28 protein-coding genes and 1 tRNA gene are annotated in these 24920 nt (G+C 58.1%); 15 read left to right on the top strand and 14 right to left on the bottom strand.

The window, feature by feature from the left end:
* Positions 1-7: 7 nt before the first annotated feature.
* Entirely contained in the window at positions 8-1393 is a 1386-nt protein-coding gene (locus tag C2E19_RS08325) for a sensor histidine kinase (RefSeq protein ID WP_129390403.1), read from the bottom strand.
* Positions 1386-2057, bottom strand: coding sequence for a response regulator (locus tag C2E19_RS08320; protein ID WP_038358340.1), 672 nt, complete (start codon positions 2055-2057; stop codon positions 1386-1388). Before C2E19_RS08320 ends, C2E19_RS08325 begins: the two co-directional genes overlap by 8 nt.
* Positions 2058-2293: 236 nt before the next feature.
* On the opposite strand from C2E19_RS08320, the gene C2E19_RS08315 reads away from it, so the two are divergent.
* The 5 genes from C2E19_RS08315 (at position 2294) to C2E19_RS08295 (ending at position 7756) form a co-directional block, all read left to right on the top strand.
* Positions 2294-3586: an OprD family porin gene (locus C2E19_RS08315; RefSeq protein ID WP_129390400.1), complete on the top strand. Its 1293-nt coding sequence runs from the start codon at positions 2294-2296 to the stop codon at positions 3584-3586.
* A 127-nt stretch (positions 3587-3713) separates the two neighbouring features.
* Complete coding sequence (locus C2E19_RS08310; RefSeq protein ID WP_129390396.1) at positions 3714-4691, top strand: tripartite tricarboxylate transporter substrate binding protein; 978 nt, start codon at positions 3714-3716, stop codon at positions 4689-4691.
* Positions 4692-4748: 57 nt separating this feature from the next.
* Entirely contained in the window at positions 4749-5213 is a 465-nt protein-coding gene (locus C2E19_RS08305) for a tripartite tricarboxylate transporter TctB family protein (RefSeq protein ID WP_129390393.1), read from the top strand.
* Between the two features lies 1 nt (position 5214).
* Positions 5215-6729, top strand: a complete 1515-nt coding sequence (locus C2E19_RS08300; protein WP_129390390.1) for a tripartite tricarboxylate transporter permease — start codon at positions 5215-5217, stop codon at positions 6727-6729.
* On the top strand, positions 6722-7756 hold the full coding sequence (locus C2E19_RS08295) for an AbrB family transcriptional regulator (protein WP_129390387.1): 1035 nt from the start codon (positions 6722-6724) through the stop codon (positions 7754-7756). The genes C2E19_RS08300 and C2E19_RS08295 overlap by 8 nt, the downstream gene beginning before the upstream one ends.
* Positions 7757-8022: 266 nt before the next feature.
* Here the strand turns inward: C2E19_RS08295 and ung are convergent, their stop codons facing one another.
* The gene (gene ung, locus C2E19_RS08285; protein ID WP_064119805.1) at positions 8023-8715 is read right to left on the bottom strand and encodes a uracil-DNA glycosylase; all 693 of its coding nucleotides are present in this window, start codon (positions 8713-8715) and stop codon (positions 8023-8025) included.
* 132 nt (positions 8716-8847) lie between these two features.
* Here ung and C2E19_RS08280 point away from each other — a divergent pair, with 132 nt between their 5' ends.
* Positions 8848-9960: an enoyl-CoA hydratase/isomerase family protein gene (locus C2E19_RS08280; RefSeq protein WP_129390384.1), complete on the top strand. Its 1113-nt coding sequence runs from the start codon at positions 8848-8850 to the stop codon at positions 9958-9960.
* Between the two features lie 53 nt (positions 9961-10013).
* Here the strand turns inward: C2E19_RS08280 and C2E19_RS08275 are convergent, their stop codons facing one another.
* Entirely contained in the window at positions 10014-10421 is a 408-nt protein-coding gene (locus C2E19_RS08275) for a hypothetical protein (RefSeq protein WP_129390381.1), read from the bottom strand.
* 180 nt (positions 10422-10601) lie between these two features.
* Positions 10602-10853: a hypothetical protein gene (locus C2E19_RS08270; RefSeq protein ID WP_129390378.1), complete on the bottom strand. Its 252-nt coding sequence runs from the start codon at positions 10851-10853 to the stop codon at positions 10602-10604.
* A gap of 336 nt (positions 10854-11189) precedes the next feature.
* Here C2E19_RS08270 and C2E19_RS08265 point away from each other — a divergent pair, with 336 nt between their 5' ends.
* From C2E19_RS08265 to C2E19_RS08235, 7 genes are all read left to right on the top strand, one after another.
* Positions 11190-12677, top strand: coding sequence for a sensor domain-containing diguanylate cyclase (locus C2E19_RS08265; RefSeq protein WP_129390375.1), 1488 nt, complete (start codon positions 11190-11192; stop codon positions 12675-12677).
* Complete coding sequence (locus C2E19_RS08260) at positions 12670-12900, top strand: cysteine-rich CWC family protein (protein ID WP_129390372.1); 231 nt, start codon at positions 12670-12672, stop codon at positions 12898-12900. The genes C2E19_RS08265 and C2E19_RS08260 overlap by 8 nt, the downstream gene beginning before the upstream one ends.
* Before the next feature lie 33 nt (positions 12901-12933).
* Complete coding sequence (locus C2E19_RS08255) at positions 12934-13626, top strand: pseudouridine synthase (protein ID WP_129390369.1); 693 nt, start codon at positions 12934-12936, stop codon at positions 13624-13626.
* A 316-nt stretch (positions 13627-13942) separates the two neighbouring features.
* Positions 13943-14827: an alpha/beta fold hydrolase gene (locus tag C2E19_RS08250; RefSeq protein ID WP_064119706.1), complete on the top strand. Its 885-nt coding sequence runs from the start codon at positions 13943-13945 to the stop codon at positions 14825-14827.
* Positions 14828-14986: 159 nt separating this feature from the next.
* Positions 14987-15060 (top strand) — tRNA-Gly (locus C2E19_RS08245).
* A 271-nt stretch (positions 15061-15331) separates the two neighbouring features.
* Complete coding sequence (locus tag C2E19_RS08240; protein ID WP_129390366.1) at positions 15332-15739, top strand: type II toxin-antitoxin system HicB family antitoxin; 408 nt, start codon at positions 15332-15334, stop codon at positions 15737-15739.
* 33 nt (positions 15740-15772) lie between these two features.
* Entirely contained in the window at positions 15773-16501 is a 729-nt protein-coding gene (locus C2E19_RS08235; RefSeq protein ID WP_129390363.1) for a bifunctional 2-polyprenyl-6-hydroxyphenol methylase/3-demethylubiquinol 3-O-methyltransferase UbiG, read from the top strand.
* A 235-nt stretch (positions 16502-16736) separates the two neighbouring features.
* Here C2E19_RS08235 and tam read toward each other — a convergent pair whose 3' ends face one another.
* Entirely contained in the window at positions 16737-17507 is a 771-nt protein-coding gene (tam, locus tag C2E19_RS08230) for a trans-aconitate 2-methyltransferase (protein ID WP_129390360.1), read from the bottom strand.
* A gap of 245 nt (positions 17508-17752) precedes the next feature.
* Positions 17753-18838, bottom strand: a complete 1086-nt coding sequence (locus tag C2E19_RS08225) for a type I restriction endonuclease (RefSeq protein ID WP_129390357.1) — start codon at positions 18836-18838, stop codon at positions 17753-17755.
* Positions 18839-19050: 212 nt separating this feature from the next.
* Between C2E19_RS08225 and C2E19_RS08220 the strand changes: the two genes are divergently transcribed.
* On the top strand, positions 19051-19461 hold the full coding sequence (locus C2E19_RS08220; RefSeq protein ID WP_129390352.1) for a low affinity iron permease family protein: 411 nt from the start codon (positions 19051-19053) through the stop codon (positions 19459-19461).
* A gap of 81 nt (positions 19462-19542) precedes the next feature.
* On the opposite strand, the gene C2E19_RS08215 is transcribed toward C2E19_RS08220, so the two are convergent.
* The 7 genes from C2E19_RS08215 to C2E19_RS08185 all read right to left on the bottom strand — a co-directional run bounded on the left by C2E19_RS08215 (position 19543) and on the right by C2E19_RS08185 (position 24470).
* Positions 19543-20046 carry a DUF4142 domain-containing protein gene (locus tag C2E19_RS08215; RefSeq protein WP_129390349.1) on the bottom strand — a complete coding sequence of 168 codons (504 nt, stop codon included), beginning with the start codon at positions 20044-20046 and terminating at the stop codon, positions 19543-19545.
* 75 nt (positions 20047-20121) lie between these two features.
* The gene (locus tag C2E19_RS08210) at positions 20122-20277 is read right to left on the bottom strand and encodes a KGG domain-containing protein (RefSeq protein WP_007911485.1); all 156 of its coding nucleotides are present in this window, start codon (positions 20275-20277) and stop codon (positions 20122-20124) included.
* 115 nt (positions 20278-20392) lie between these two features.
* Positions 20393-21742: a bifunctional diguanylate cyclase/phosphodiesterase gene (locus C2E19_RS08205; protein WP_129390346.1), complete on the bottom strand. Its 1350-nt coding sequence runs from the start codon at positions 21740-21742 to the stop codon at positions 20393-20395.
* A gap of 79 nt (positions 21743-21821) precedes the next feature.
* The gene (locus C2E19_RS08200) at positions 21822-22460 is read right to left on the bottom strand and encodes a LysE family translocator (RefSeq protein ID WP_129390343.1); all 639 of its coding nucleotides are present in this window, start codon (positions 22458-22460) and stop codon (positions 21822-21824) included.
* 60 nt (positions 22461-22520) lie between these two features.
* The gene (fos, locus tag C2E19_RS08195) at positions 22521-22937 is read right to left on the bottom strand and encodes a fosfomycin resistance glutathione transferase (protein WP_129390340.1); all 417 of its coding nucleotides are present in this window, start codon (positions 22935-22937) and stop codon (positions 22521-22523) included.
* A gap of 4 nt (positions 22938-22941) precedes the next feature.
* Positions 22942-23706, bottom strand: a complete 765-nt coding sequence (locus C2E19_RS08190; protein ID WP_372238465.1) for a hypothetical protein — start codon at positions 23704-23706, stop codon at positions 22942-22944.
* A gap of 29 nt (positions 23707-23735) precedes the next feature.
* Positions 23736-24470: a hypothetical protein gene (locus tag C2E19_RS08185; RefSeq protein ID WP_129390336.1), complete on the bottom strand. Its 735-nt coding sequence runs from the start codon at positions 24468-24470 to the stop codon at positions 23736-23738.
* A 177-nt stretch (positions 24471-24647) separates the two neighbouring features.
* Here C2E19_RS08185 and C2E19_RS08180 point away from each other — a divergent pair, with 177 nt between their 5' ends.
* Positions 24648-24887, top strand: a complete 240-nt coding sequence (locus C2E19_RS08180) for a CopG family ribbon-helix-helix protein (RefSeq protein WP_129390333.1) — start codon at positions 24648-24650, stop codon at positions 24885-24887.
* Positions 24888-24920: the final 33 nt, after the last annotated feature.

Raw genomic sequence — 24920 nt, 5'->3', positions numbered from 1 at the left:
TTGCCCATCATCCGGCGATAAAACTGACCCGCACCTTCAACCCCGCCTGCTTACCGTCATGCAAACTGATCTGGGCCAGATGTGCTCGACAGATCTCACCGACAATCGCCAGCCCCAGCCCCGAACCCGCCACCTGCTGATTACGCCGGTAGAACCGCTCAAACACCCGATCACGCTCCTCCAACGGAATCCCCGGCCCATCGTCTTCCACCTCAAGCACCGCCGGCGCAGTCACCCGCAAAATCACGTTGCCGCCCGGTGGCGTGTGCGCCAATGCGTTGTCCACAAGATTACTCAGCAACTCATTCAGTAACGTCGGCTCACCGCGTAACCAGACAGGTTCGTCCGCCTCCAGCGCCAGCGCTACCCCGCGCTTGTGCGCCAGCGGCGCCATGGCCATGCCCAGTTCGCGCGCCAACTGGCTCAGATCGAGCAACTGCGCCCCGCCCTCGGCAATCGCCCGCGCACCGTTTTCGACGCGTGCCAGCGACAGCAACTGATTGGCCAGATGAGTCAGGCGATCAGTGCTTTGCGCAGACGACTCCAAAGTACTGCGCCAGGTCTCAGGCTCCGTTGAGCGCAGACCCAACTCAAGCCGCGCCTTCAACGCCGCCAATGGTGTACGTAACTCATGCGCCGCATCGGCAATGAACTGCGCCTGCCGTTCAAACTGCCCGCGCAGACGCTCGGTGAAATGATTGAGCGCACGCACCAGTGGCCATAGCTCATGCTGCACCTCGACCAACGGCAGCGGACGCAAATCGTCGGGCTGACGCTCTTCAACCGCCGTGCGCAAACGCTCCAACGGGCGCAACGCAGCGCTGACTGCGAACCACACCAACAGCAACGCGCCGATTGCCAGCATGCCCAGACGCAGCAACGTATCGGCCGCCAGACTGCGCGCCATGCTCACTCGCGCTTCGTCGGTTTCGGCGACGCGAATTTCCGCCATGCCGTTCATGTTCGGTTCGGTGACCGCTTTCAACAGACTGACCACGCGCACGTTCTGGCCGTTGTAGGACGCGTTGTAGAACCGCGCAAGCGCTGGATAGCTGTCGGTGCGCTTGGTGCCGGGCGGCGGTCCGGGGAGGTTTTCGTAGCCGGAAATCAGCTTCTGATGAATATCGTTGACCTGATAATAAATCCGCCCGGCGCTGTCGTAGGCGAAGGTATCGAGCGCCACGTAAGGCACGTCGGCGCTGAGGCTGCCGTCACGCTGCGACAGCCCGGCTGCGATAGTTCGCGCCGAGGCCAGCAGGGTGCGGTCATACGCGGTATCGGCCGCTTCACGTCCATTCCAATAGGCGCTCAAACCACTGGCGAGCATCAACACCACCAGCAATAACGCGAGGTTCCACAGCAACCGCCAACGCAGGCTGCTGGGCTTATGCATCGCGGCTTTCCAGCAGATAACCGAGACCACGGAAAGTCACGATTGCCACCGGTTGGCCGTCGAGTTTCTTGCGCAGGCGATGCACGTAGATTTCGATGGCATCGGGGCTGGCTTCCTCGTCGAGGCCGAACACTTGCGAAGCCAATTGCTCCTTGCTCATCACCCTGCCCGGTCGGGCGATCAACGCTTCCAGTACGGCTTGCTCGCGGGAGGTCAGGGTCAGCAACTCTTCGCCTAGGGTGAAACGCCGGGTGTCGAGGTCATACGCCAGCACGCCGCAACGCTGTTGCCGTTCACCGCCGAGCACACTGCGCCGCAGCAAGGCTTTGACCCGCGCCTCCAACTCAGTCAGTTCGAACGGTTTGGCGAGGTAATCGTCAGCGCCCAGATTGAGGCCATGCACGCGGTCCTTCACATCACTGCGCGCGGTCAGCATCAGCACCGGCAGATTTTTTCCGCGTGCGCGCAAACGCGCGAGTACTTCGAAACCGTCCATGCGCGGCAGGCCGACATCGAGGATCGCCACCGCGTACTCCTCGCTGCTCAAGGCCAGATCGGCGGCGACGCCATCGTGCAGCACATCCACAGTCAGACCGGTGCTCTTGAGCGCCTGCGCGACACTTTCGGCCAGTTGCAGATGGTCTTCGACGAGCAGAACACGCATGGATTTTTACCTCGTTCAGGGATGGCCGACGCCACTCTTTGCCGCGGAGTTTACAGCCGCAACTGGCGCTGTGAAGCCCGAAAACGCTGAAAGTCAGCTGAAAGGTTAGCGAAAGGTTAGCCGGTTAGAGTCGGCCCACGGACAGTCCCGGCTGCCGTCGCTGCTGCCACACAGCGCTACGAAAAACGCCACGAAGCGTTTTCGACCAATAAGAACAATAAACGGAGTACACCCGCATGCCGTCCATGCAGCCGCAGGCGTCCACGCCTGTTCGCCCTTCCCGTCTCAGCCACACCGCCCTCGCCAGCGCCGCCGCCCTTGCCGGTTTTTCGCCGTTGAGTTTTGCCGACTTCATCGAAGACAGCAGCGCCACTTTCGAAACCCGCAACATGTATTTCAACCGCGACTTCCGCGATGGCACCAGCGCTCAACAGTCCAAGCGTGACGAATGGGCGCAAGGCTTCATGCTCAATCTGCAATCGGGTTACACCGACGGCACCGTGGGGTTCGGTGTCGATGCGCTGGGCATGCTGGGGGTGAAACTCGATTCAAGCCCGGACCGCACCGGCACCGGTCTGTTGCCGACCCATGACGACGGGCGTGCAGCAGACGAATACTCCAAGCTGGGTCTGACCGGCAAAGTGAAAATCTCCGCCACGGAACTGAAAATCGGCAGCCTGATTCCCGAACTGCCGATCCTCAAACCCAACGACGGACGCATCCTGCCGCAGACTTTTGAAGGCGGTTTGCTGACCTCCAAAGAGATCAAGAACCTGACGTTCACCGGTGGACGCCTGGAGAAAGCCAAGGATCGCGACAGCACCGACTTCGAAGACATCGCCCTCAACAACAAGAACAGCCGTTTCGCCGGTACCGCTGCCGGCAAACACTTCGATTTTGGCGGCGTCGACTACAAGTTCACCGACAGGATCACCGGCAGTTATCACTTCGCGCAACTCGACGAAGTCTACAACCAGCACTTCTTTGGCCTCGTTGCCTCGCGGCCGATGGGGCCGGGCACGTTTGCCACCGACCTGCGTTTCGCCGTCAGTGATGACCAAGGCGCGGCCCGTGGCGGCGAGATCGACAACCGCTCGCTCAACGGTCTGGTCAGCTACGCACTCAGCGGCCACAAGTTCAGCGCCGGTTATCAGCACATGTCCGGCGACAGCGCCTTCCCCTACGTCGATGGCAGCGACCCGTACCTGGTCAACTTCGTGCAGATCAACGACTTCGGCGGCGCTGAAGAACGCTCATGGCAGGCTCGCTACGACTTTGACTTCGCCAGGTTTGGCATCCCCGGCCTGAGCTTCATGAGCCGCTACTTGAGCGGTGACAACATCAAGCTCAAGAACGGTGAAGAAGGCAAAGAGTGGGAGCGCAACACCGAGATCAAATATGTAGTACAAAGCGGCGCCTTGAAGGATGTCGCGGTGCGTTTGAGGAATGCTACTTACCGTTCCAATTACTCGGCTCGCGATGCGGATGAAGTGCGTTTGCTGGTGAGCTATAGCGTTGCCCTTTGGTAATTGATTGAAATGCCTTGGTGTTGTGGTCGGGAGATCAAAAGATCAAAAGATCAAAAGATCAAAAGATCGCAGCCTTCGGCAGCTCCTACATAAAAGCCCTTACAACAAAAAAACTGTGGAGAGACCAATGAATTTTTCACTGCGTAAAGTTGCTTTGGCTGCCGGCATGATGCTGGTTGCTGGCCAGTTGCTGGCTGAACCAAAACGTCCGGAATGCATTGCGCCGGCATCGCCGGGCGGTGGTTTTGACCTGACCTGCAAACTGGTGCAGAGCGCACTGGTCAATCAGAAACTGCTGAGCAAACCGATGCGCGTCACCTACATGCCCGGCGGTGTCGGCGCGGTGGCTTACAACGCAGTAGTCGCGCAACGTCCTGCCGATGCCGGCACGCTGGTCGCGTGGTCGAGCGGTTCGCTGCTGAACCTGGCGCAAGGCAAGTTCGGTCGTTTCGATGAAACCAACGTGCGCTGGCTGGCAGCGGTTGGCACCAGCTACGGCGCCATCGCGGTGAAAAGCGATTCGCCCTACAAGACCCTCGACGATCTCGTTCAGGCGTTGAAGAAAGATCCAGGCTCGGTGGTCATCGGTTCCGGTGGCACCGTCGGCAGCCAGGACTGGATGCAAACCGCACTGATCGCCAAGGCCGCCGGGATCAACCCGCGTGACCTGCGCTATGTGGCGCTCGAAGGTGGCGGCGAGATCGCCACCGCCCTGCTCGGCGGCCACATCCAGGTCGGCAGCACCGACATCTCCGACTCCATGCCGCACATCCAGAGCGGCGACATGCGCCTGCTCGCGGTGTTCGCCGACAAGCGTCTCGACGAGCCGGAAATGAAAGACATCCCCACCGCTCGCGAGCAGGGCTACGACATCGTCTGGCCAGTGGTGCGCGGTTTCTACCTGGGGCCAAAAGTCAGTGATGAAGATTACGCCTGGTGGAAAGACGCGTTTGACAAACTGCTGGCCTCCGACGAGTTCGCCAAGCTGCGCGATCAGCGTGAACTGTTCCCGTTCGCCATGACCGGCCCGGAACTCGACACCTACGTGAAGAAGCAGGTCGCGGACTACAAAGTGCTGGCCAAAGAGTTCGGCCTGATCCAGTAACCGTCCCTGCATCCCACGGCCATGTCCCTTGACGGGGGCACGGCCCAGGAGTTTGTCATGTCCACACTTTTACAACGCATTTTCGCCTCGATGCTGTTGCTGGTCTGCGTCGGCCTGGCACTGATGGCGTGGCCGTACCAAGCGGCTTTTTCCTACGAACCCGTCGGCCCGCGCGCCTTCCCTCTATTGATGCTTGCGCTGATGGGCGCGGCGCTGCTGTACATGGTGTTCCGTCCGGCAGCGATCAAACACAGTGATGACGAGCCGCCGCTGGATCGCGAAACCCTGACCAAGATCGGCATCTGCGTGGTGCTGTTGCTGGTGTTCGCCGGCACCTTCGAACCCCTCGGTTTCATCGTCGCCAGCATCCTCACCGGCGTACCGATGGCTCGCCTCTACGGTGGCCGCTGGTTGCCGAGCGTGGTGATCATCAGCCTGATGGCCATCGGTCTTTACCTGCTGTTCGACCGTGTGATGGACGTTCCGCTGCCTCTCGGCCTGCTCAGCGTTCTGGAGAACTGATATGGATACTCTTGGCTATTTGGGTCAGGGTTTCGGCGTCGCGCTGAGCCCGTACAACCTGGTGACCGCGCTGTGCGGCACGCTGATCGGCACCGTGGTCGGCCTGCTGCCGGGCCTGGGTCCGATCAACGGCGTGGCGTTGCTGATCCCGATCGCATTTGCACTCGGCTTGCCACCGGAGTCGGCATTGATTCTGCTGGCAGCGGTGTATCTGGGCTGCGAATACGGTGGCCGGATCAGCTCGATCCTGCTGAACATTCCGGGCGAAGCCTCCACCGTGATGACCACCCTCGACGGCTACCCGATGGCCCGCAAAGGCCTGGCCGGTGTGGCGCTGTCGCTGTCGGCGTGGAGCTCGTTCATCGGTGCGTTTATCGCCACTTGCGGCATGGTGCTGTTCGCCCCGCTGCTGGCGAAGTGGGCGATTGCCTTCGGCCCGGCGGAATACTTCGTGTTGATGGTGTTTGCGATTGTCTGTCTCGGCGGCATGGCCGGTGATCGGCCGTTGAAAACCTTTATTGCGGCGTTGATCGGCCTGTTCCTCTCGACCGTCGGCATCGACGCCAACAGCGGCGTTTATCGCTTCACCGGCGACAACATTCACCTGACCGACGGCATTCAGTTCGTCGTATTGGTGCTGGGCCTGTTCTCCATCAGCGAAATTCTTCTGCTGCTGGAAAAAACCCACCACGGCCAGGAAGCGGTGAAAGCTACCGGTCGCATGATGTTCAACTTCAAGGAAGCGGCATCGGTATTCACCGTGAACCTGCGTTGCGGCGTCCTCGGTTTCATCATGGGCGTATTGCCGGGTGCCGGCGCAACCCTTGCCAGCGCCGTGGCCTACATGACCGAGAAGCGCATTGCCGGTACCACCGGCAAGTTCGGTGAAGGTGATGCCCGTGGCCTCGCCGCCCCGGAAACCGCCATCGGCGGCGCAGCGTGCGGCGCATTGGTGCCGATGCTGACCCTCGGTGTACCCGGTTCGGGCACCACGGCGGTGATGATTGGCGCGCTGTCGCTGTACAACATTACTCCCGGCCCACTGCTGTTCCAGCAACAACCAGACATCGTCTGGGGCCTGATCGCGTCGTTGTTCATCGCCAACGTCATGCTGGTGATCCTCAACATCCCGATGATCCGCGTATTCACCCGCATTCTCGCCGTGCCGAACTGGGCGCTGGTGCCGGTCATCGCGATCATTACCGGGATCGGCGTTTACGCGGTGCATGCCACCACGTTCGACCTGTTCCTGATGATCGGCATCGGCATCTTCGGTTACATCCTGCGCAAGCTGGATTTCCCGTTGTCGCCGCTGCTGCTGGGCTTCATCCTCGGCGGTCTGATGGAGCAGAACCTGCGTCGTGCCCTGTCGATCTCCAACGGTGCATTGGAGATTCTCTGGTCGAGTCCGATCACCTTCGGTTGCTGGGTACTCACGGCGATCATGCTGCTGATGCCGATCATCCGCATCTGGCGTAAACGTTCGGCCGCGCAACGCGCCATCGCCGATGTTTGATCGGTCTTCCCTCAAGTCCTGGTGGGGAACCCCGCTGGTCGGTCTGCTCGGCGGTTACCTCGCCAGCCAGATCGGCTGGCCACTGCCGTGGATGGTCGGCTCGCTGCTGGCGATCATCCTCGTACGCTGCCTGACCCCCTGGCAACTCACGGAAATCCCTGGCGGCCGCAAGTGCGGCCAGTGGATTGTCGGCATCGGCATCGGCCTGCACTTCACTCCGGTGGTGATGGAGCAGGTGCTCAGCCACTTCGGTTTGATCTTCTTCGGTGCGCTGGTCACCAGCCTGTCGGCGGTAGTCGGCGTGTGGCTGATGCGGCGCACCGGTGAAGATCGCGCCACGGCGTTTTTTTCGAGCATGCCCGGTGGATCCGGAGAGATGGTCAACCTCGGCGCACGCAACGGCGCGATGCTCAGCCACGTCGCGGCGGGACAGAGTCTGCGGGTGTTGGTGGTGGTGTTGTGTGTGCCGGCGGCGTTCAAGTATTTGCTTGGCGACGGCAGCCCGATTGCCCACGCTGGCAGCGTCGATTGGCGTTGGCTGGCGATTCTGTTTCCGGCGGGTGGTTTGCTCGCGTGGCTTTGGCAGCGTTTGCGTCAGCCCAATCCTTGGCTGTTCGGGCCTCTGCTGGTGAGTGCCACGGTGAGTATCGCCTGGGATCTGCACATCGGTTTGCCGGATGGCGGCAGTCAGATTGGCCAGTGGTTGATTGGCAGCGGTTTGGGCTGTCACTTCAACCGGCAATTTTTCCGGCGTGCGCCTTCATTCATGGGGCGCACGTTGATCGGCACGGCGTTGACCATGTTGATCGCGACACTGGCGGCGTTGGGGTTGAGTGCGCTGACGCATCTGGATCTGCGTTCGCTGACGCTGGGCATGATGCCCGGCGGGATTGCCGAGATGAGCCTGACGGCGGAGACGCTGCAACTGTCGGTGCCGCTGGTGACGGCGATGCAGGTGATGCGGTTGCTGTTTGTGCTGTTTCTGGCGGAGCCGTTGTTCAAGTACTGGAATCGTAATCCCGAGTAAGTCTGCAAGACCGAGTTGTCTTCTTCGCGAGCAAGCCCGCTCCCACATTGGATTTGTGAACGCCGCAAAACCAATGTGGGAGCGGGCTTGCTCGCGAAGGGGCCAGCTTGGTCAAACGATCAAATCGGCGGCAAACGCCACTCGATCGGCGTCTCGCCATTCTGCTCAAGAAACTTGTTGGTGCTGCTCCCACATTGGTTATGTGCACGCCGCAAAACCAATGTGGGAGCGGGCTTGCTCGCGAAGGGTTCAGCTTGGTCAAACGATCAAATCGGCGGCAAACGCCACTCGATCGGCGTCTCGCCATTCTGCTCAAGAAACTTGTTGGTGCGGCCAAAGTGCCCGCAACCCAAAAACCCGCGATAAGCCGACAACGGCGACGGATGCACCGATGTCAGCACCAGATGCTTGGTCGCGTCGATCAGTTTCTGCTTGCTCTGCGCATGCGCGCCCCAGAGCATGAACACCAGATGCGGCTGGCGTTCGCTGACCAATTCAATGATCCGATCAGTGAAAAACTGCCAGCCTTTGTCCTTATGCGCATTGGCGTTGGCGCGCTCGACGGTCATGGTGGTGTTGATCATCAACACGCCCTGATCGGCCCAACTCTGCAGGTAGCCGTGATTGGGGATATCGATGTTCAGGTCGCGCTTCAATTCTTTATAGATGTTGACCAGCGATGGCGGCGCCGGCACGCCCGGTTGCACCGAGAAGCACAAACCATGCGCCTGGCCCGGGCCGTGATACGGGTCCTGGCCGAGGATCACCACCTTCACTTTATCCAGTGGCGTCGAGTTCAAGGCATTAAAAATCATCGGCCCCGGCGGATAGATTTCCTTGCCGGCCGCCCGCTCCTGCTGCAGAAACTGGCGCAACTCTGCCATGTAAGGCTGGTCGAACTCAGCACGCAGTGCCTCCTTCCAGCTCGGTTCGAGTTTGATACGGTCGTCAGCAGTCATGGTCATACCCGGCAAAAACAATGGGGCGAACCCTAGGAAAGCCGACCACGCTTGTCAATTGCTCTGACACAGATCCGGCACTTTCCCCCACAACGATCATACTGATCGTTCAAATTCCCGATCGAGGTCACGATGAATCTGCACTTCGAAGAACTCACCGGCACCGACGGCGCCCGCATCGGTATCGCCAGCCTGGATGCTGAAAAATCGCTGAATGCGCTGTCCCTGCCGATGATCAACGCCCTCAGCGACAAACTGAACGCCTGGGCCAAGGATCCACAAATCGTCTGCGTGTTACTGCGCGGCAATGGCGCCAAAGCCTTTTGCGCCGGCGGCGAAGTGCGCAGCCTGGTCGAAGCCTGCCGTGCCCACCCCGGCGAAGTGCCGCCGCTGGCCGCACAGTTTTTCAGCGCGGAATATCGCCTCGATTACAGCCTGCACACCTATCCGAAACCGTTGATCTGCTGGGGCCATGGTTACGTGCTCGGTGGCGGTATGGGCTTGCTGCAAGGCGCGAGCACGCGGATCGTCACGCCGAGCAGCCGCTTGGCGATGCCGGAAATCACCATTGGTCTGTATCCGGACGTAGGCGCCAGTTGGTTTCTCGCACGTCTGCCGGGCAAGCTCGGCTTGTTTCTGGGCCTGACCGGCGCGCACATGAACGCGCGCGATGCGATCGATCTCGATCTGGCCGATCGTTTTCTGCTGGATGAACAGCAACCGCAACTGATCGAAGGCTTGCTGCAATTGAACTGGCAGGAACAGACCGACATGCAACTCAACAGTCTGCTCAAGGCCCTGCAACAGGAAGCCGTCGCGCAGATGCCCGAAGCGCAGTGGCTGCCGCGCCGTCAGCAGATCGACGAACTGCTTGATGTCAGCGACGTTGCCTGCGCCTGGAAAGCCATCAGCCTGCAACGCGACAGCAGCGATCCATTGATCGCACGGGCGGCGAAAACCATGAGCGAAGGCTCACCACTGACGGCGCATCTGGTCTGGGAGCAGATTATCCGGGCGCGGCACATGTCGCTGGCCGAAGTCTTTCAGATGGAATACACCCTGAGCCTCAACTGCTGTCGGCACCCGGAATTCAGCGAAGGGGTTCGTGCGCGGCTGATCGACAAGGATCAGAAACCGCACTGGCATTGGCCGGACATCAACCATGTGCCGGATGCGGTGGTTGAGGCGCACTTTCACAAAGTCTGGGAGGGGCGGCATCCGTTGGCGGATTTGACGCAGTATTAAAATCCGGGCACAAAAAAGCGGCGCTCAATGCGCCGCTTTTCGTTTGTGGGTGATTACCAGCGGTTGCCACGTCCGTTGTGGTCGCCACGTCCGCTGTGTCGGTCATAGTTGCCGCGTCCACGGTGGTCGTTGTCCCAACCGCCGCGACGATGGCCGTCCCAGTTGCCGCGGTCATTGCCGTGCCAGCGACGGCTTTCGTAATAACGCGGTGCCGGCTGATAGTAGCGCGGTGCCGGTTGGTAATAACGCGGTTGCTGGTAGTACCGCGGTGCTGGCTGGTAGTAGCGGGGTTGCGCGTAATACGTGCTGCCTCCGCTGTAATAGGTGCCACCTGTGTTGTAGTAAGCCGGTGCGGGGGATGTGTAGACCTCGGAGCTGTAATACGAGTCCGCATACGAGTATGGGACGCAACCGGCAACGGAAAACATCAACGCAGCAAGCAGAAGAATTCGTCTATACATGGCGGCCTCCTGGACCGCGGGTTGGCCACACCAGCGACGCTGGTAGGCGACAGCCATTTAATCGGTGGCTGACGAAATATCTGACAGCGTTTTCCGAATCTGGTGCGTTCCTGCAACAAGTTGAAACAAGTGATTGATGAAACCTTGTTCATCGGTAAAACGCCGTCATTCAGCTGCTGATTAGTGGTGACCACCGTGATATCCGCCGCCGTGATAACCCCGTCCGTAGCCGCCTCGGTAGCCGTAGCCACCGTAGTAATAGCGGCCGCCGCCGTAGTAACGCGGACCGTAATAACCGCCGTAGTAATAAGGCGAGTAATAGCCGGGAGAGTAGTAGGTGGCGGGGTAAGCGTCGTAAGGGCCGGCGTAGTAGTAACAACCGGACAAACCAAAAACGAGAACGGCACCGAGCAAGATTTTCTGGATACGCATGGCGGCCTCCTGAAAGACCCACGGCCGCAACGGAACAGAGCAGCCGACACACGTTTGACTGGTGCGGAGCAATCAAGTGCCCAGTGCCGCTCGGCTTCAGATCAGCGGTGTCCGCCCCCTCGCAAAACCCAGTGGGAGCGAGCCTGCTCGCGAAGGCGGTGAATCAGCCAAATCATTGTTGAATGACATACCGCATTCGCGAGCAGGCTCGCTCCCACAGGTTCTGATGCAATACCCCCGAATACAGGAGCATCCATTCGCGCCGCACATGGAGCAGTTATTTGCGCGCCGTGCCACTAGAATGCATGCCATCGGGCCACTGCCAACGGAACTGCCATGCCGCATCGATCTGCGCTGTACTCCCAACGTTCGCTGGTATTGACGTTGATCGCCCTGCTCGGCGCCGGTTTCCTCGCCACATCCCTGCTGAGTTACTACGCCTCCCGCGCATCGATCCGCGACAACATCGTCAACACTGAACTGCCGCTGACCTCCGACACGGTGTACTCGGAAATCCAGAAAGACCTGGTCCGGCCGATCCTGATTTCCTCGATGATGTCCCGCGACACCTTCATGCGCGACTGGGTGGTAAACGGGGAGCAAAACCCCGAACAGATGACCCGCTACCTCAACGAGGTCATGACCCATTACGGCGCTTACACCGCGTTCTTCGTCTCCAACAGCACCCTCACCTACTACCACGCCAAAGGCGTGCTCAAGCAGATCAAAGTGGAAGAACCGCGCGACGCCTGGTATTTCCGCGTCCGCGACATGAAAGACCCCTACGAGATCAACGTCGACCCGGATCTGGCCAACAAGGACAACCTGACCTTCTTCATCAACTACAAAGTTTACGACTACCACGACCGTTTTATCGGCGCGGCCGGTGTCGGTCTGACCGTGGATGCGGTGATCAAATTGATCGACAAGTATCAACAGCGCTATCAACGCAGCGTGTATTTCGTCGACACCTTTGGCCGGCTGGTGCTGACCGGTGCAGAAGGTGGCCCGCAAGGTGCGCACATCGGCCAGAGCCTCGGCGAACTCGAAAGCATGAAAAGCCTGGTCAGCCAGTTGCCCAAACCGCATACCGGCAGCTACGAATATTCCGTTCACGGTCAGGGGCATTTTCTCAACGTGCGGTTTATTCCGGAGTTGAACTGGTACCTGTTCGTGGATAAACGCGAAGACGGCGCCTTGAGCGAAATCCGTCAGTCGCTCTACCTCAACCTGCTGATCTGCCTGTTGGTGACGCTCAGTGTTCTGGCGCTACTCAACCGCGTGATCAAGCGCTATCAAACCAAAATCCAGGCTCAAGCAACCCTCGATAGCCTCACCGAACTGCCCAACCGCCGCGGTTTCGACATTCTCGCCGCGCAGGCCTTGCACGAAGCACAACGCGAAACCAAACCGCTGACGGCGTTGCTGCTCGACCTCGATCACTTCAAGGTGTTGAACGATTCCTACGGGCACATGGCCGGCGATCAAGTGCTGATCGGTTTTGCCCTCGATCTGCAAAGCTGCCTGCGCCACGCCGATATCGTCTGTCGCTGGGGCGGTGAGGAATTTATCGTTTTACTGAAGGACACCGACGGTGACACCGGCCAGAACATTGCCGAAAAAATCCGCGAACACGTCGAACGCCAGGAATATACCTACAACGGCCACGCACTTAGTCTGACGGTGAGCATCGGCGTCACTACCCTGCAACGCGATGACACCTTGCACAGCCTGCTGTCGCGGGCCGATCATGCGATGTATCGGGCCAAACAATCCGGCCGCAACCGCACCTGCGTGGAAATGCCTCACTCGACTTATGCCTGAATCCGACGTTAAACCCGACCATTGCCCAGCCTGCGGCGCCCGCAACGACTGCAGCCTGGCCGACCCGCGCACCGCTGATCGCGAATGCTGGTGCTACGGCGTGACTATCAATCCGTCCGTGCTCGAAGCGTTGCCGCCAGAGCTGCGCAACCAATCCTGCCTGTGCCCGCGTTGCGCGCAGGTCGAGGCGCAGTTGCAAGCGGCCAAGCGCTCGATCCCGTAAGATGCGCGGCCCTTCTTTCACTGAACTCTGAACATGCGCGTCGATCGTTTCCTCAGCAACCTGCCCCGCTACAACCGTCAGCAGGTTCGCCTGTTGCTGGTGGAAAAGCGCGTGCGGATTGACGGAAAAGTCGTCAGCGATCCGCACAGCGAAGTGCTGGAATTCAGCCGCGTCGAAGTCGATGACGAAGTCCTGCAAAGCGGTAAGCCGGCGCGCTATTTCATGCTGCACAAACCGCCAGGCTGCGTCAGCGCCACTCGCGATCCGCAACACCCGACCGTGCTCGACCTGATTGATGAACCGGACAAGGACGACCTGCACATCGCCGGACGCCTGGACTTCAACACCACCGGTTTGATGCTGATCACCAACGACGGAAGTTGGTCGCGGCGCCTGACCCAGCCGCAGACCAAATTGCCGAAGGTCTACTACGTCGAGACCGAGCAGGAGATTGGCGCGGAATATGCGATCACCTTCGCCGAGGGGATCTACTTTGCGTTTGAGGACCTGACCACGCAACCGGCGCAGCTGGAGCTGCTCGGCCCGTGCTCGGCGCGGTTGAGTATCGTCGAAGGTCGCTACCATCAGGTGAAGCGCATGTTCGGCCACTTCAACAACAAAGTCGTGCGTCTGCACCGCGAATCGATAGGCCCGCTATTGCTCGACAGCGCGCTAAAACCGGGCGAGTACCGCGCTTTGCGCACCGAAGAGATTCATTTGTTCTAAGCCCGCGACCGCTCAGCAGAAGTTGTCGAACAATTTACCAACGGCACTTGCGCGATCCTGCCTCCCCTGCTTGAATCAGGACGTCGGCCAAATTGTGACCGACAAGTCACAACATACTTCTAAGAAACTTTTTGCCGGTCGGAGAGCCACCAGACTCCACCTCCCCCGGCAGACTGCCCGCCAATAACAACACCCGTCGACCTGCCGTTCCGGATCGACATGGGCTTCAAAACTCCAGGCGTATGCCTACCTGTCACAAAGCTCGTGCAATCTCTATTTGCGCGCATACCCGCTTGCTTGCCAGGAGTCTTATGACATGAGGCCAGAAATCGCTGTGCTGGATATACAGGGTCAGTATCGGGTTTACACGGAGTTCTATCGCGCAGACGCCGCAGAAAAGACCATCATTCTGGTCAACGGCTCGATGGCCACGACTGCGTCGTTTGCACAGACTGTGAAAAACCTGCACCCGCAATTCAACGTGGTTTGCTACGACCAGCCCTACGCGGGCCGGTCGAAAGCGCACAATCGCCACGAGAAGCACCTGACCAAGGACGTCGAAGGGCAGATTCTGCTGGAGCTGATCGACCACTTCGCCGCCGAACACGTGTTGTCGTTTTCCTGGGGCGGCGCCGCGACCCTGGTCGCCCTCGCCCATCAGCCACGGCGGATTGAACGGGCCGTGATCAGTTCGTTCTCGCCGGTGATCAACGCGCACATGCTCGATTACCTCGAACGCGGCGTCGATTACCTCGGTCAGCGCGACGGCGACCGGGTCGGCCATCTGGTCAACAACACCATCGGCAAACACTTGCCGTCACTGTTCAAACGCTTCAATTATCGCCACGTCAGCAGCCTGGCCGAGCACGAATACGGGCAGATGCATTTCCACATCAGCGATGTGCTGCACAGCGATCGCCAGTGCTACTTGAATGCGGCGAAAAAGATCAACGTACCGGTGCTGTTTTTAAACGGCGAATGGGACGAATACACCGCGGCCGAAGATGCACGCCTGTTCGGCAACCATGTGGCGCAAAGCACGTTTACCACGCTGCAAGCCACCGGGCACTTTCTCGACATGGAGCACAAGGCCGCATGCCGCGATAGCCAGAATGCCTTGCTCGGATTCCTCAAACCGGCACAGCAGACCAGCCGAACGCGTTACTCGTTTGTTCAGGATCAACATGCATTGGCCATTTGAAAAAGTGTCGTCGCGAGCGAGGCTGCAAGGTAGGGAATTTGGTTTACCGACCCGCAGGGCTCGCCCGCGATTGACCGGTTTCAGTGATTTAAAGCCTTCATGAGTAAAAGAAAAACTTCAAATCCGTGGCCGAGTCTGGTACAAAGTCAGCCGCTCTGAGCGGGTATAGTTTAATGGTAGAACAGTAGCTTCCCAAGCTTCCGACGAGGGTTCGATTCCCTCTACCCGCTCCACTCAGATTTTGTCTCACGTTGTGTTTTTTGACGGGGGATGCAGGAACAGAAAAAACCGGCCTACAGGGCCGGTTTTTTTGTGTCTGGGATTTGAGCGAGACGTGCGCGCAAAGCCCCGAAACACAACAATATTTCGATCGCCTTAAGCCTACCTGGACTGATTACCGTGCAAGATCCGAAAAAGGATTTGCTGAAGAAAACGGCCATCAGCATTTTGCAGCAGGCATTGTTGTGAATCACTCAGTTCGTTGCACCATGGAGGACAGTAAATATGCTCTACCCGATCGCGATTTCAATGGGTGATGACAAACATGCTTGGGGCGTCGAGGTGCCGGACATCCCAGGTTGTTTTTCCGCAGGAGAAGATCTGGACGATGCCGTCGCCATGGCTCGTGAGGCCATTGAGGGTCATTTCGAAATTCTCGCCGAGGACGGCACACCGATCCCACCCGCGAGCAAACTGAGCCTGCATGTAGTCAATCCGAAGTACGCGGGTTGTGCGTGGGCCGTGGTGGATATAGATGTGATCAAATATTTGGGCAAAGCCCAAAAACTCAATATCACATTGCCAGGGCACTTGCTCAATCGTATTGATGAATATGTGTTGCATCACCCTGAAGAGAAAAGCCGTTCCGGGTTTCTTGCCTCAGCAGCCTTGAAGGTTTTGCAGCAAGGCTGAAACAAACCTGCTGTTTATCGAAGAGCCTTCACCATGACGCAAAACATTTATGACGATCCCGAATTTTTCCAGGGCTATAGCCAGATGAACCGCTCGATCGGCGGCCTCGACGCGGCGCCGGAGTGGCCGGCGCTCAAAGCGTTGTTGCCGTCCATGCACGGTTTGAACGTGGTGGATCTGGGTTGCGGTTATGGCTGGTTCAGCCGTTGGGCCATAGAGAATGGTGCGGACAGCGTGCTGGGGCTGGATGTCTCGGAGAAGATGCTGGAGCGGGCGCGGGCATCTACGACGGCGGCGAACATTCGTTATGAGCGCGGCGATCTGGAACAGCTCGATCTGCCAGCCTGCAGTTTTGATCTGGCTTACAGCTCACTGGCGCTGCATTACATCAAGGATTTGCCGGGGCTGTTTGCTCACCTCTATACGGCGCTGAAACCGGGTTCGCACTTTGTCTTTTCCATCGAGCATCCGATCTTCATGGCACCGCGTAACCCGGGTTGGTTGATTGATAGCGCAGGCAACAAGCGCTGGCCGCTGGACAGCTACCAGATGGAAGGTGAACGGGTGACCAACTGGCTGGCCGAAGGTGTGATCAAGCAGCATCGTACGATGGGGACGCTGCTTAATTCGCTGATTGCTGCCGGGTTCGCCATTCGCCACGTCAACGAATGGGGACCGAACGATACCGAAGTCGCGGCACAACCGGCATTGGCGGAAGAGCGCGAGCGGCCGATGATGCTGCTGGTGGCAGTGCAACGCTGAGCGGGTTTGCACCTTGAGAAGCCCCTCACCCTAACCCTCCCGAAACGTCGGACCGCCCAAAGGGAGAGGGGACTGACCGCAGTGCCAGTACGATCTACGCCGACGTGCGAAATCGAGGCGAACTCAGGTTTTGGAAGCGACACGCATCGGCTCCCTCTCCCTCGGGAGAGGGCTGGGGTGAGGGGGAGTCCGCACCGCACCCAAAATCTCAAGCCGAACAATGGTCCAATTTATTTCAGCGAGTCGCGACGATGAACAATCGTGGGAACGGCAATAGCACCGAACCATCCGTCAATGCGGGATAAGCCTTCGCGACTTCCGCCTGGTACTGCGCCAGATACTGCGCCTTTTCCGTTTCGTCGAGCGGACTCAAAAACGGAATCAAGCCACTGCCCTTGAACCACTCCACCACCCCTGCCGCCCCACCGGCCAACGGGTGATAATAGGTGGTGCGCCACACATCGACCCGCGAACAGTGTGGCCGCAGCATCGAGAAATAATCGCTGGCACTCGCCATGTCGGTACGCTGTCCCGCAGCGCCGGCAAGCTTGCTCGCCCACAGGCCATTCGCGGCCACTTCACGCATCAGACGGTGGGATGACTCGTTGAGATTATCGGGCATCTGGATCGCCAGACTGCCACCCGCCGAAAGCTTGCTCGCCAGCGTCGGTAGCAACGCCGCGTGATCCGGCACCCATTGCAGCACGGCATTGGCGAAGATCACATCAAACGGCCCGGCATCGGCCCACATATCTATCTCGGCGACATCGAACTGCAACTGCGGCAAGCGCTTGCGCGCCGCAGTAATCATGTCGGGCGAACTGTCCAGACCGCTGACCGTGGCTTCTAAAAAACGCTGCACCAGCAACTCCGTCGAATTACCGGGACCACAACCGATATCGACCACCGATCGCGCATCTGCCGTGGGGATCGCTGCCAGCAGATCGCGGGCCGGACGGGTGCGCTCATCTTCGAAAGCGACGTATTGTTTGGCGGACCAACTCATTGCGTTCTCCTGTCGGGACATTCCAGCGGTTCGTCACGATACAGGTAGCGCAGCGAGCAGTTCCAGAGCGACTGAATTGCAAAGGGTGTCAGACCGCTCGACGGCCCATCGCCAACAGTTTGGATCTCATGATTCGGGCGACCTCCGTCGAGTGTGAGGCAATGGGATATTTCCACTGGGTCGCAGACTTGAAGATCACAGAATAATCGACCCCAAAAAAACCGGCCTGATGGCCGGTTTTTCTATCAATCGTAATACCCGACCGTTTTCTTCAAATGGTCCGAATACTCATAAATGTCGTCAATTGAACTGATTGGATGACGGGTTTCGTTTTTTTCCTCATCGAAGATGCCGATGTACTTCTGGGATCGATTGAAATGTAACCGGCAGATCGGTTTGCGATTGTTGTCATCCAGCAGAATGCCAAAGTAACTCTGCGTATCACGCTGAACGATTCGCTTCGCATCGACCACCGAGCGAACGAGCGCACGAACGATGTGATATCCCTCAAGCTCTTCCAGGGTTGTCAGCACCTTGTCATCTGATTCGTCTCGCGGATCTACTGGATCAGTACCCGCAGTGGCGGACGGCAGCGAAGCCAATGCTGGCTGGATCGCACCACTCATCGCAGATTTAAGTCGGTCATTGATCTGGTCATTCAGAAATTGCACGACCGCTTTACGTGTCAACTCGTGAAACTGCTCACGTACTTTTTGGGTGATCACGCCGTCGTAAACACGAGACGCAAAAACCTTCACAAAGTCATCATCCGGCTTGCTGACCTGCGCCGCGATAACCTTTTTGATTTGGCTGACATATTTCAATTCGCCCGCGGCGCTGATGATCGAGTCAACATCAAAAGCCGACTTGGTCAGCTTGATCAGCTCAGGAACCGAATATTCATCAATGTCTAAAAGGTCCAGCTCCAGAAATGGTTTTTCATCCATCTTGTTCGGCGCGTCCAGATCAGTGAAAAACTTGTAGACCTGACCGTTGGTAAGAATCGAGATACGCGCGCTGGTCACATGAAAGTACCGAAACAGCTGCGAAGCATGATTGATGTGTAGCGGCTCACCGATCTTTTTACACTCAATCAAAATCTGCACTTCACCATCCTTCATGATGGCGTAATCAATTTTCTCGCCTTTCTTCGTACCTATATCGCAGACAAATTCGGGCGTCACCTCGGTGGGGTCAAAAACGTCGTAGCCCAGAACCGTGCTGATGAATGGCATGACGAACGCATTTTTCGTTGCTTCTTCCGTCTGGATTGCAGCGCTCTGCAGCCGAACTTTGGCGGCTAGGCTGGCTAACTTTTCGAAGAATTCCATGAGGGGCCTCTGGCTTGATTTCTATCCGTGTTAAAGCTACTGGCAATTTGATTGCCACTTGATACTAGCCACAAACCCGCACAATGAAAGTTTCGCCCTCAAGTTGCTGCAATGCCTCTTGGCTTTTATCGAAAGGCAGGAGATGCCGGTAGAATTTTCTCAAAGCCGTCAGTGTCTCAATCTCAGGCACTCCCCCAATAAGGAACACGGCTATGAAATTCGCAAAAATTTCCCAAAAGCTCGCTCTGTGGGCCGGTAGCCCCAAGACCTTCATGGGCGCGTTGGTCCTGATCGGACTCTGGGGATTGAGTGGGCCGATTTTTCATTACAACGATACCTGGCAACTGATCATCAATACCTCGACGACGATCATCACGTTCCTGATGGTTTTCCTGATTCAAAACACACAGAACCGCGATACCGACATTCTGCATTTGAAAATCGATGAGTTGCTGTTCGTGACGAAAGAAGCGCAGAACGCGATGCTTGGGCTGGAGGCGCTGGATTTGAAGCAGTTGGAGGCGCTGCGCAAGCATTACCGCGCGTTGGGCGAAGGGGAAGTGTTCAATCTGGAGGGGCTGGGTGAGAAAAGTAAGCCGAAGCAGGATTTGAATGAATGCTGAAAAGCAAAAGATCGCAGCCTGCGGCAACTCCTACACGGATGAATGTAGGAGCTGCCGAAGGCTGCGATCTTTTGATCTTGCTTAGCGGCTAGCCTGTAAAGCACGAGCCATTTGCAGATGGTTTTGCAACTTCGGCAACGTCTCGTCGGCGAAGGCCTTGATCTCCGGCACGTCGGTGCTCTGCGCTTCCTGCTGAATCTGCTCTATGGCCTCTTCAGTGGCCTTCACCTGACTGGCGGCGTAGGCCTGGTCGAAGGTGGCTCCATCGGTCACTTGCGGCATCAATTCTTTGGCCTTGTCGGCGATTTCTTCACGCGGCGCGACAGGCAGGTCGAGCTTCTTGGCGATCTTCGCCAAGTGCTGATTGGCCGTGGTGCGGTCGTTGATCACGACGATGGTGTAGTCCTTGACCTCTTTGGACTCGGACTTCTGATGCGCCAGACGGCTGGCTTCAATGTCGGCCATGCCTTTGGCGGACGCATCGTTGATGAATTCGGCGGGCGACTGGGCAAACACACTGGTGGCGCACAGGCCCAGCAAGGTTGCGATACTGGCATTGCGTATACGGGTGGCCATCAGGTTCATGGTCGCGCCCTCCTTCTTGCGAAATTCAAGCGGGAGCTTACGCCCCCGCCTCTCAATCAAAACAACCTTCACCGACTACTTCGATTTCTGCGCGGGCTTGCGGCCCATGTCTGGTTTTGGCTCTTTATCGACCGTCGTGGTGGTGGTTTTGCCACCTTTGCGACCGGCTTCAGAAGCCTTCGTTCGATCGTTGGCGAAGTTTCCCGAGTTCGAGTTTCTTGAATTAGGCATGATTCTCTACCTCTTGGTAATGATCGTGGCGAGCAGGTGCCCGCCTAGATTAGGAATTTTCTGACGGGCAAAGGTTTAGAAAAGTTGCCGGCGCTGCGACGAACGGTGAACCCGATCAACTGTTGAGCGCGTGATGGTTCAGCCGTTTGGCGGCGTACATCGCCTGATCGGCATGACGGAACAGTTGCTCTTCCTCGCTGCCATGCTCTGGAAAACGAGCGACACCGATGCTCGGTTCGATATGCAGGTTATGGCCATCCAGACGCATGGGCTGCACCAGCACCTGTCGGATTTTTTCCGCAACGCTGTCGGCATCTTCCGCAGCGTGCACGCTGTGCAGCAGCACCACGAATTCATCACCACCGATCCGCGCGACCGTGTCGGTCTCGCGCACGCAGCCCTTGAGGCGGTTGGCCACGGTTTGCAGCAACATATCGCCCACTGCGTGACCGAAGGTGTCGTTGACCTGCTTGAAGCGATCAAGGTCGACATACAGCAATGCCATGTGTCCCGACTGCTCGTGCGCGCAGGCCAGCGCGGCTTTCAATCGGTCGCGCAGCAACTCGCGATTGGGCAATTGCGTCAGTTGGTCGTACTGCGCCATCCGCCGCAGCCGCGCATGCAGTTGTTGCCGTTCGATGGCGGTGGCGACCTGGGCGCAGACGTATTGCAGCAGTTCTTTGTCCTGCTCGGTGTAGCGTTCGCCGCCGGGCAGGCTTTTGACGATCAGTGCGCCGATGGTGCCGTTCTTCGAATTCAACGGGACGCCCAGCCAGCAGGGTGAATCCTGCCCGGCGACCAACTCGGCAAAATCAGCTGGGGAATCCGCACTGTCCGGCGTCAGAAGAATCGGCTGACCGCTACGGATAACTTCCGCACACAAGCGCCCGGTGACGGTTCCGGGCTGCTCGGGCTGCAATTCGTGATCGTCAACGTGATAGGGAAAATTCAGTTGCGCGCAATGTTCGTCATACAGCGCCACGGAGAAATTCAGCGCCGGCAACCATTCACCAATGATCAGATGGATACGCTTGAACAGCGCCAGCAAATCCTCGGCGACATGGGCGGCCTCAGAGATTGCATACAACGCTGCTTGCCGCGACTCAGCCTGTTTGCGCTCGGTGATATCGCGGGCGACAGCGATGCGCAGTTGATCAACTTCCGACCAGCGCGCCGACCACAGGATATGCGCGACGCTGCCGTCCTTGCGCACATAGCGGTTCTCGAAATTATGTTTCGGCTCGCCGCCCATGATTTCGCTGGCGGCCGAGAGGGTGCGCTGGCGATCAGCCGGGTGCACCAATTCGATCATTGGCCGGCCGATCAGCTCTTCAGGCGTGTAGCCGAAAACCCGCTCGCAGGCAGCACTGACAAAAACGAACCGGCCCTGCTTGTCGACCGCGCAAACGGCGTCCAGCAACAGGTCGATGTAACTCGCCAACGGCGCGGAGTTTCGGCTTTCCATGGTTCAGCGTGGGTGTCCGGGCAATACAGCACTCATCAACCATCCCTGACCTTGGGTTCGCGCGTCCCTGCAAACAACATCAAGCCTTGTTCGGCATCAGCCCCGGCAGCGCATGCATCAGCGCATTGATGGCAAAACCGATGAACATCACACCACACAAACGCGTGATCAACAGTTCATGACGCTGATACAGCGTGCGCACGCGTTGCGCGCCGACCACGCCAATCAGAATAGCGTAGGCAAGCAATCCGCCGAGGAAACTCAGGGCGATCAGCGCTGGCAGCATCGACCAATTGAGCAGCTCCGCGCGGCTCGACAGCAGCGCGGTAAACGTTGCAACTGCCACCGGATAAGCCTTGGGATTGGTCAATCCGAACAGAATGCCGTGCCAGAAAGGTTTACGCGCCGCTCCTTGCGGTTCGTCACCGCTGCGAGGCTGGGCACGCACTGCACGCCAGCCGAGCCAGAACAGGTACAGACCGCTGAGGACGCCAAGCACGTCGAACGCAGTGCTGCCGATTTCCCGCGCGCCGACAATCGCGATCAACGCGGTACTGCACCAGACCACATCGCCCAGCAGATGCCCGCAAAGAAACCCCGCCCCCGCCCGCCGCCCATGCGCCGCGCCAATGCCAAATACGGCCAGCACACCCGGCCCCGGCGTAATGCCGTAAATGAAACCCGAGGCCAGCACGGCCATTAATAACGATGGAGTCATGGAAACCCTGCAAGCGCCAGAACACGTGGCCGTCAGTCTATATCAGCCGATTGCGGCTGATCACTGCTCGTCGTAAAAACGCATGCCGGCGTACGGTTTTTGCCGACACGCTGCCAGCCGCGAAGCGAGATCGCCGACGTGGACCTCAAGCTTGTGGCCATCGGGATCGAGAAAGTAGAACGACGCACCTTCGCTGCGGTTGTCCCGCCATTCTTTGACGTTGGCGGCTTTTAGCGATTGAACGAAGACCGCAAAGTCCGCTGAACCCAGGCTGAAGGCGTAATGGGTGTAATCGGCGCTGTGCGCAATATTGCGGTGCGGATCCAGCGATAGACACAACCACAGCCCCGGCAACGACAAATAGGCGCCGGCGTCCCACGTCGCCTCAACGCGCAACTGCAGCATCTCGCGATAAAACCTCAGGCTGCGATCCAGGTCGCTGACTGCAAGGGTCAAATGGTTGAGGCCGCCGAGCATTGGATCAATAACCTCTGAGGTCTTCGGGGACGATGTATTGCTGACCATCGTAAGTCAGGGTGACGCGGGTTTTCTTCATCTCGATGGTTTTCGAGATGCACTCTTTGCCCGCCAGGGAAGATTTGTATACCGAGCCACTCGAGCTGACGATCAGATCGGCAAAACCATGATGACTGACCGGGCCGATATCGACAGTCCGGCGGATTTGCGTGTCCTCGGTACCACACTCATCCGTGCCTTCGCCGAACTCTTTGCGAATCACCAAGCCTTCCAGTACCGGACGCAGCTTGTTGCCTTCGCGCACATACAACGCGAGATCGGTTTTCGCGTAAGGATTGGCTCTAGAGCCGTGGCTGGCAAACTTTGAACGCAAGCCGAATGCACGGACATCAGCAGCCAAGCGATAACGGGCCGTATCGATTGTCAGGTCGTCGAAGCTGATGGCGTCGGAATTGTAGGCACCCGGCTTGGCGTAGGTGGCGAGACTCTTGCCGCTTGTCGAACTGACGAGCGCCAGTTCCAGATCGAACACGCCCATCTCATCGTCACCCGAATCCGACAGAAAAGAAGATTTCGCCGCGATCGACTGATCGTTGAACGCTGGCCACGGCTTGCAGCGCGAGAGGGAGTGGCCGTCGAACTTCTTCACTTCGCAGGCGGCTTGAGCTTGAGCCTGAGCAGTCATCGTCAAAAGGCCAATTGCGATGAAAGTGCCAAGCAATGTATTACGCGAGTTCGCTGTTTTTAAGATCACTGTTGTTGGGATCATCAGTCTTCCTTGAATAAAAGGTATCTGTCTTACTGGCCTTTGAAATCTTCAGGCATTACGTAGCTTTTGCCGTCATAGCGAAGTGTCGTCAAGACAGGTTTTTGCGTAACGGAATTGGATACGCACGCCTCACCCTCACCCTTGCCAACGGTCGAGCTGCTGGTCGTTTTGATAATAAGGTCGGCATAGCCATGGGTGCTGGTCCTGGCCAAAGCCACGGTTCGCGAAGTCTCGTAACGTTCTCCCGCACAATTGCCATCCCACTCCCCACCGTATTCATAAACCACCAGCCGATCCATTACCGGACGCAACGCGTTGCCGTCTTTCACATACAGCGACAACCAGGTTTCATCCAGAGGATTCACACGGGAAGAGCCTTTGAACCGCACTCGAACACCAAAGGCCTGTAATTCAGGCGCGAGCTTATAGCGGGCAGTATCGAATTTCAGTTCATCGAGCGCGATGGCATCCACAGAGAATGCCGAGGGCTGATGGAAACTCGCTAACGGCTTGGAGTCTGCACTCGCCACCAAGGCCAAACGCAGGTCGTAGTGACCCACAGTCCCTGATGCGCCATACTCCGGATCGGGAGAGAAATGAGCGGCGGCAGTTAGCGTCAATCCGGGGAGCGCCGGCCAGTCCTTGCAGAGGGAGAAATCCATCTCATGCGCCGTGGGCGCCGGTGTGCATTCGGCAAATGCCTGCCCCGCCAGCAACCACCCGCACAGTGCCGCACAACCGATCCAGCGAGACTTCACTGCCATTTGCTGCTCCTTGGAAACTTTTTCAGCCGCGCACTATCCCCTGCTGTATCGACCCTTTCAACCAAATCATCAGCAACGCAAAACGCATTTCGTCTTACCCGAAAGACAAACGGGGCTGCCCTCTCCTCATAACACGCTGTAGTGTCATGTATCACACACCATTACACCGAGCCCTACATGTCCTTCATGTCGCTGCGTATCCCAGATGAGATCGCTGACACGCTCGCCAACCTCGCCAAAGCAACGGGGCGCAGCCAGTCTTGCTTGGCTGTGGATGCACTGCGTGAATACCTGGCGCGGGAAGCTTGGCGAGTCGAAGATATCCAGCAAGCACTGAAGGAGGCCGATGCTGGGGATTTCACTTCTACTGATGAAGTCCAGGCCATCGCTGATAAATGGAATGCCAATTCGCGTTGAGTGGCTTTTCCAGATCATCCCATCTGATTCCGT

It is taken from the genome of Pseudomonas sp. DTU12.3 (assembly GCF_004124275.1).
Classification (GTDB): Bacteria; Pseudomonadota; Gammaproteobacteria; order Pseudomonadales; family Pseudomonadaceae; genus Aquipseudomonas; species Aquipseudomonas helmanticensis.
Note: the sequence above shows the minus strand (reverse complement) of the source record. Positions and strands in the feature narration are given on the sequence as shown.

Coding starts and splice junctions, on each gene's coding strand:
- C2E19_RS08275 (WP_129390381.1), bottom strand. CDS start 10,421: ATGTATAGACGAATTCTTCTGCTTGCTGCGTTGATGTTTTCCGTTGCC.
- C2E19_RS08210 (WP_007911485.1), bottom strand. CDS start 20,277: ATGCCTAATTCAAGAAACTCGAACTCGGGAAACTTCGCCAACGATCGA.
- C2E19_RS08200 (WP_129390343.1), bottom strand. CDS start 22,460: ATGACTCCATCGTTATTAATGGCCGTGCTGGCCTCGGGTTTCATTTAC.
- C2E19_RS08325 (WP_129390403.1), bottom strand. CDS start 1,393: ATGCATAAGCCCAGCAGCCTGCGTTGGCGGTTGCTGTGGAACCTCGCG.
- C2E19_RS08265 (WP_129390375.1), top strand. CDS start 11,190: ATGCCGCATCGATCTGCGCTGTACTCCCAACGTTCGCTGGTATTGACG.
- C2E19_RS08250 (WP_064119706.1), top strand. CDS start 13,943: ATGAGGCCAGAAATCGCTGTGCTGGATATACAGGGTCAGTATCGGGTT.
- C2E19_RS08235 (WP_129390363.1), top strand. CDS start 15,773: ATGACGCAAAACATTTATGACGATCCCGAATTTTTCCAGGGCTATAGC.
- C2E19_RS08205 (WP_129390346.1), bottom strand. CDS start 21,742: ATGGAAAGCCGAAACTCCGCGCCGTTGGCGAGTTACATCGACCTGTTG.
- C2E19_RS08180 (WP_129390333.1), top strand. CDS start 24,648: ATGTCCTTCATGTCGCTGCGTATCCCAGATGAGATCGCTGACACGCTC.
- tam (WP_129390360.1), bottom strand. CDS start 17,507: ATGAGTTGGTCCGCCAAACAATACGTCGCTTTCGAAGATGAGCGCACC.
- C2E19_RS08260 (WP_129390372.1), top strand. CDS start 12,670: ATGCCTGAATCCGACGTTAAACCCGACCATTGCCCAGCCTGCGGCGCC.
- C2E19_RS08305 (WP_129390393.1), top strand. CDS start 4,749: ATGTCCACACTTTTACAACGCATTTTCGCCTCGATGCTGTTGCTGGTC.
- C2E19_RS08185 (WP_129390336.1), bottom strand. CDS start 24,470: ATGGCAGTGAAGTCTCGCTGGATCGGTTGTGCGGCACTGTGCGGGTGG.
- C2E19_RS08315 (WP_129390400.1), top strand. CDS start 2,294: ATGCCGTCCATGCAGCCGCAGGCGTCCACGCCTGTTCGCCCTTCCCGT.
- C2E19_RS08190 (WP_372238465.1), bottom strand. CDS start 23,706: ATGATCCCAACAACAGTGATCTTAAAAACAGCGAACTCGCGTAATACA.
- C2E19_RS08300 (WP_129390390.1), top strand. CDS start 5,215: ATGGATACTCTTGGCTATTTGGGTCAGGGTTTCGGCGTCGCGCTGAGC.
- fos (WP_129390340.1), bottom strand. CDS start 22,937: ATGCTCGGCGGCCTCAACCATTTGACCCTTGCAGTCAGCGACCTGGAT.
- C2E19_RS08240 (WP_129390366.1), top strand. CDS start 15,332: ATGCTCTACCCGATCGCGATTTCAATGGGTGATGACAAACATGCTTGG.
- C2E19_RS08320 (WP_038358340.1), bottom strand. CDS start 2,057: ATGCGTGTTCTGCTCGTCGAAGACCATCTGCAACTGGCCGAAAGTGTC.
- C2E19_RS08255 (WP_129390369.1), top strand. CDS start 12,934: ATGCGCGTCGATCGTTTCCTCAGCAACCTGCCCCGCTACAACCGTCAG.
- C2E19_RS08215 (WP_129390349.1), bottom strand. CDS start 20,046: ATGAACCTGATGGCCACCCGTATACGCAATGCCAGTATCGCAACCTTG.
- C2E19_RS08310 (WP_129390396.1), top strand. CDS start 3,714: ATGAATTTTTCACTGCGTAAAGTTGCTTTGGCTGCCGGCATGATGCTG.
- C2E19_RS08295 (WP_129390387.1), top strand. CDS start 6,722: ATGTTTGATCGGTCTTCCCTCAAGTCCTGGTGGGGAACCCCGCTGGTC.
- C2E19_RS08270 (WP_129390378.1), bottom strand. CDS start 10,853: ATGCGTATCCAGAAAATCTTGCTCGGTGCCGTTCTCGTTTTTGGTTTG.
- ung (WP_064119805.1), bottom strand. CDS start 8,715: ATGACTGCTGACGACCGTATCAAACTCGAACCGAGCTGGAAGGAGGCA.
- C2E19_RS08220 (WP_129390352.1), top strand. CDS start 19,051: ATGAAATTCGCAAAAATTTCCCAAAAGCTCGCTCTGTGGGCCGGTAGC.
- C2E19_RS08280 (WP_129390384.1), top strand. CDS start 8,848: ATGAATCTGCACTTCGAAGAACTCACCGGCACCGACGGCGCCCGCATC.
- C2E19_RS08225 (WP_129390357.1), bottom strand. CDS start 18,838: ATGGAATTCTTCGAAAAGTTAGCCAGCCTAGCCGCCAAAGTTCGGCTG.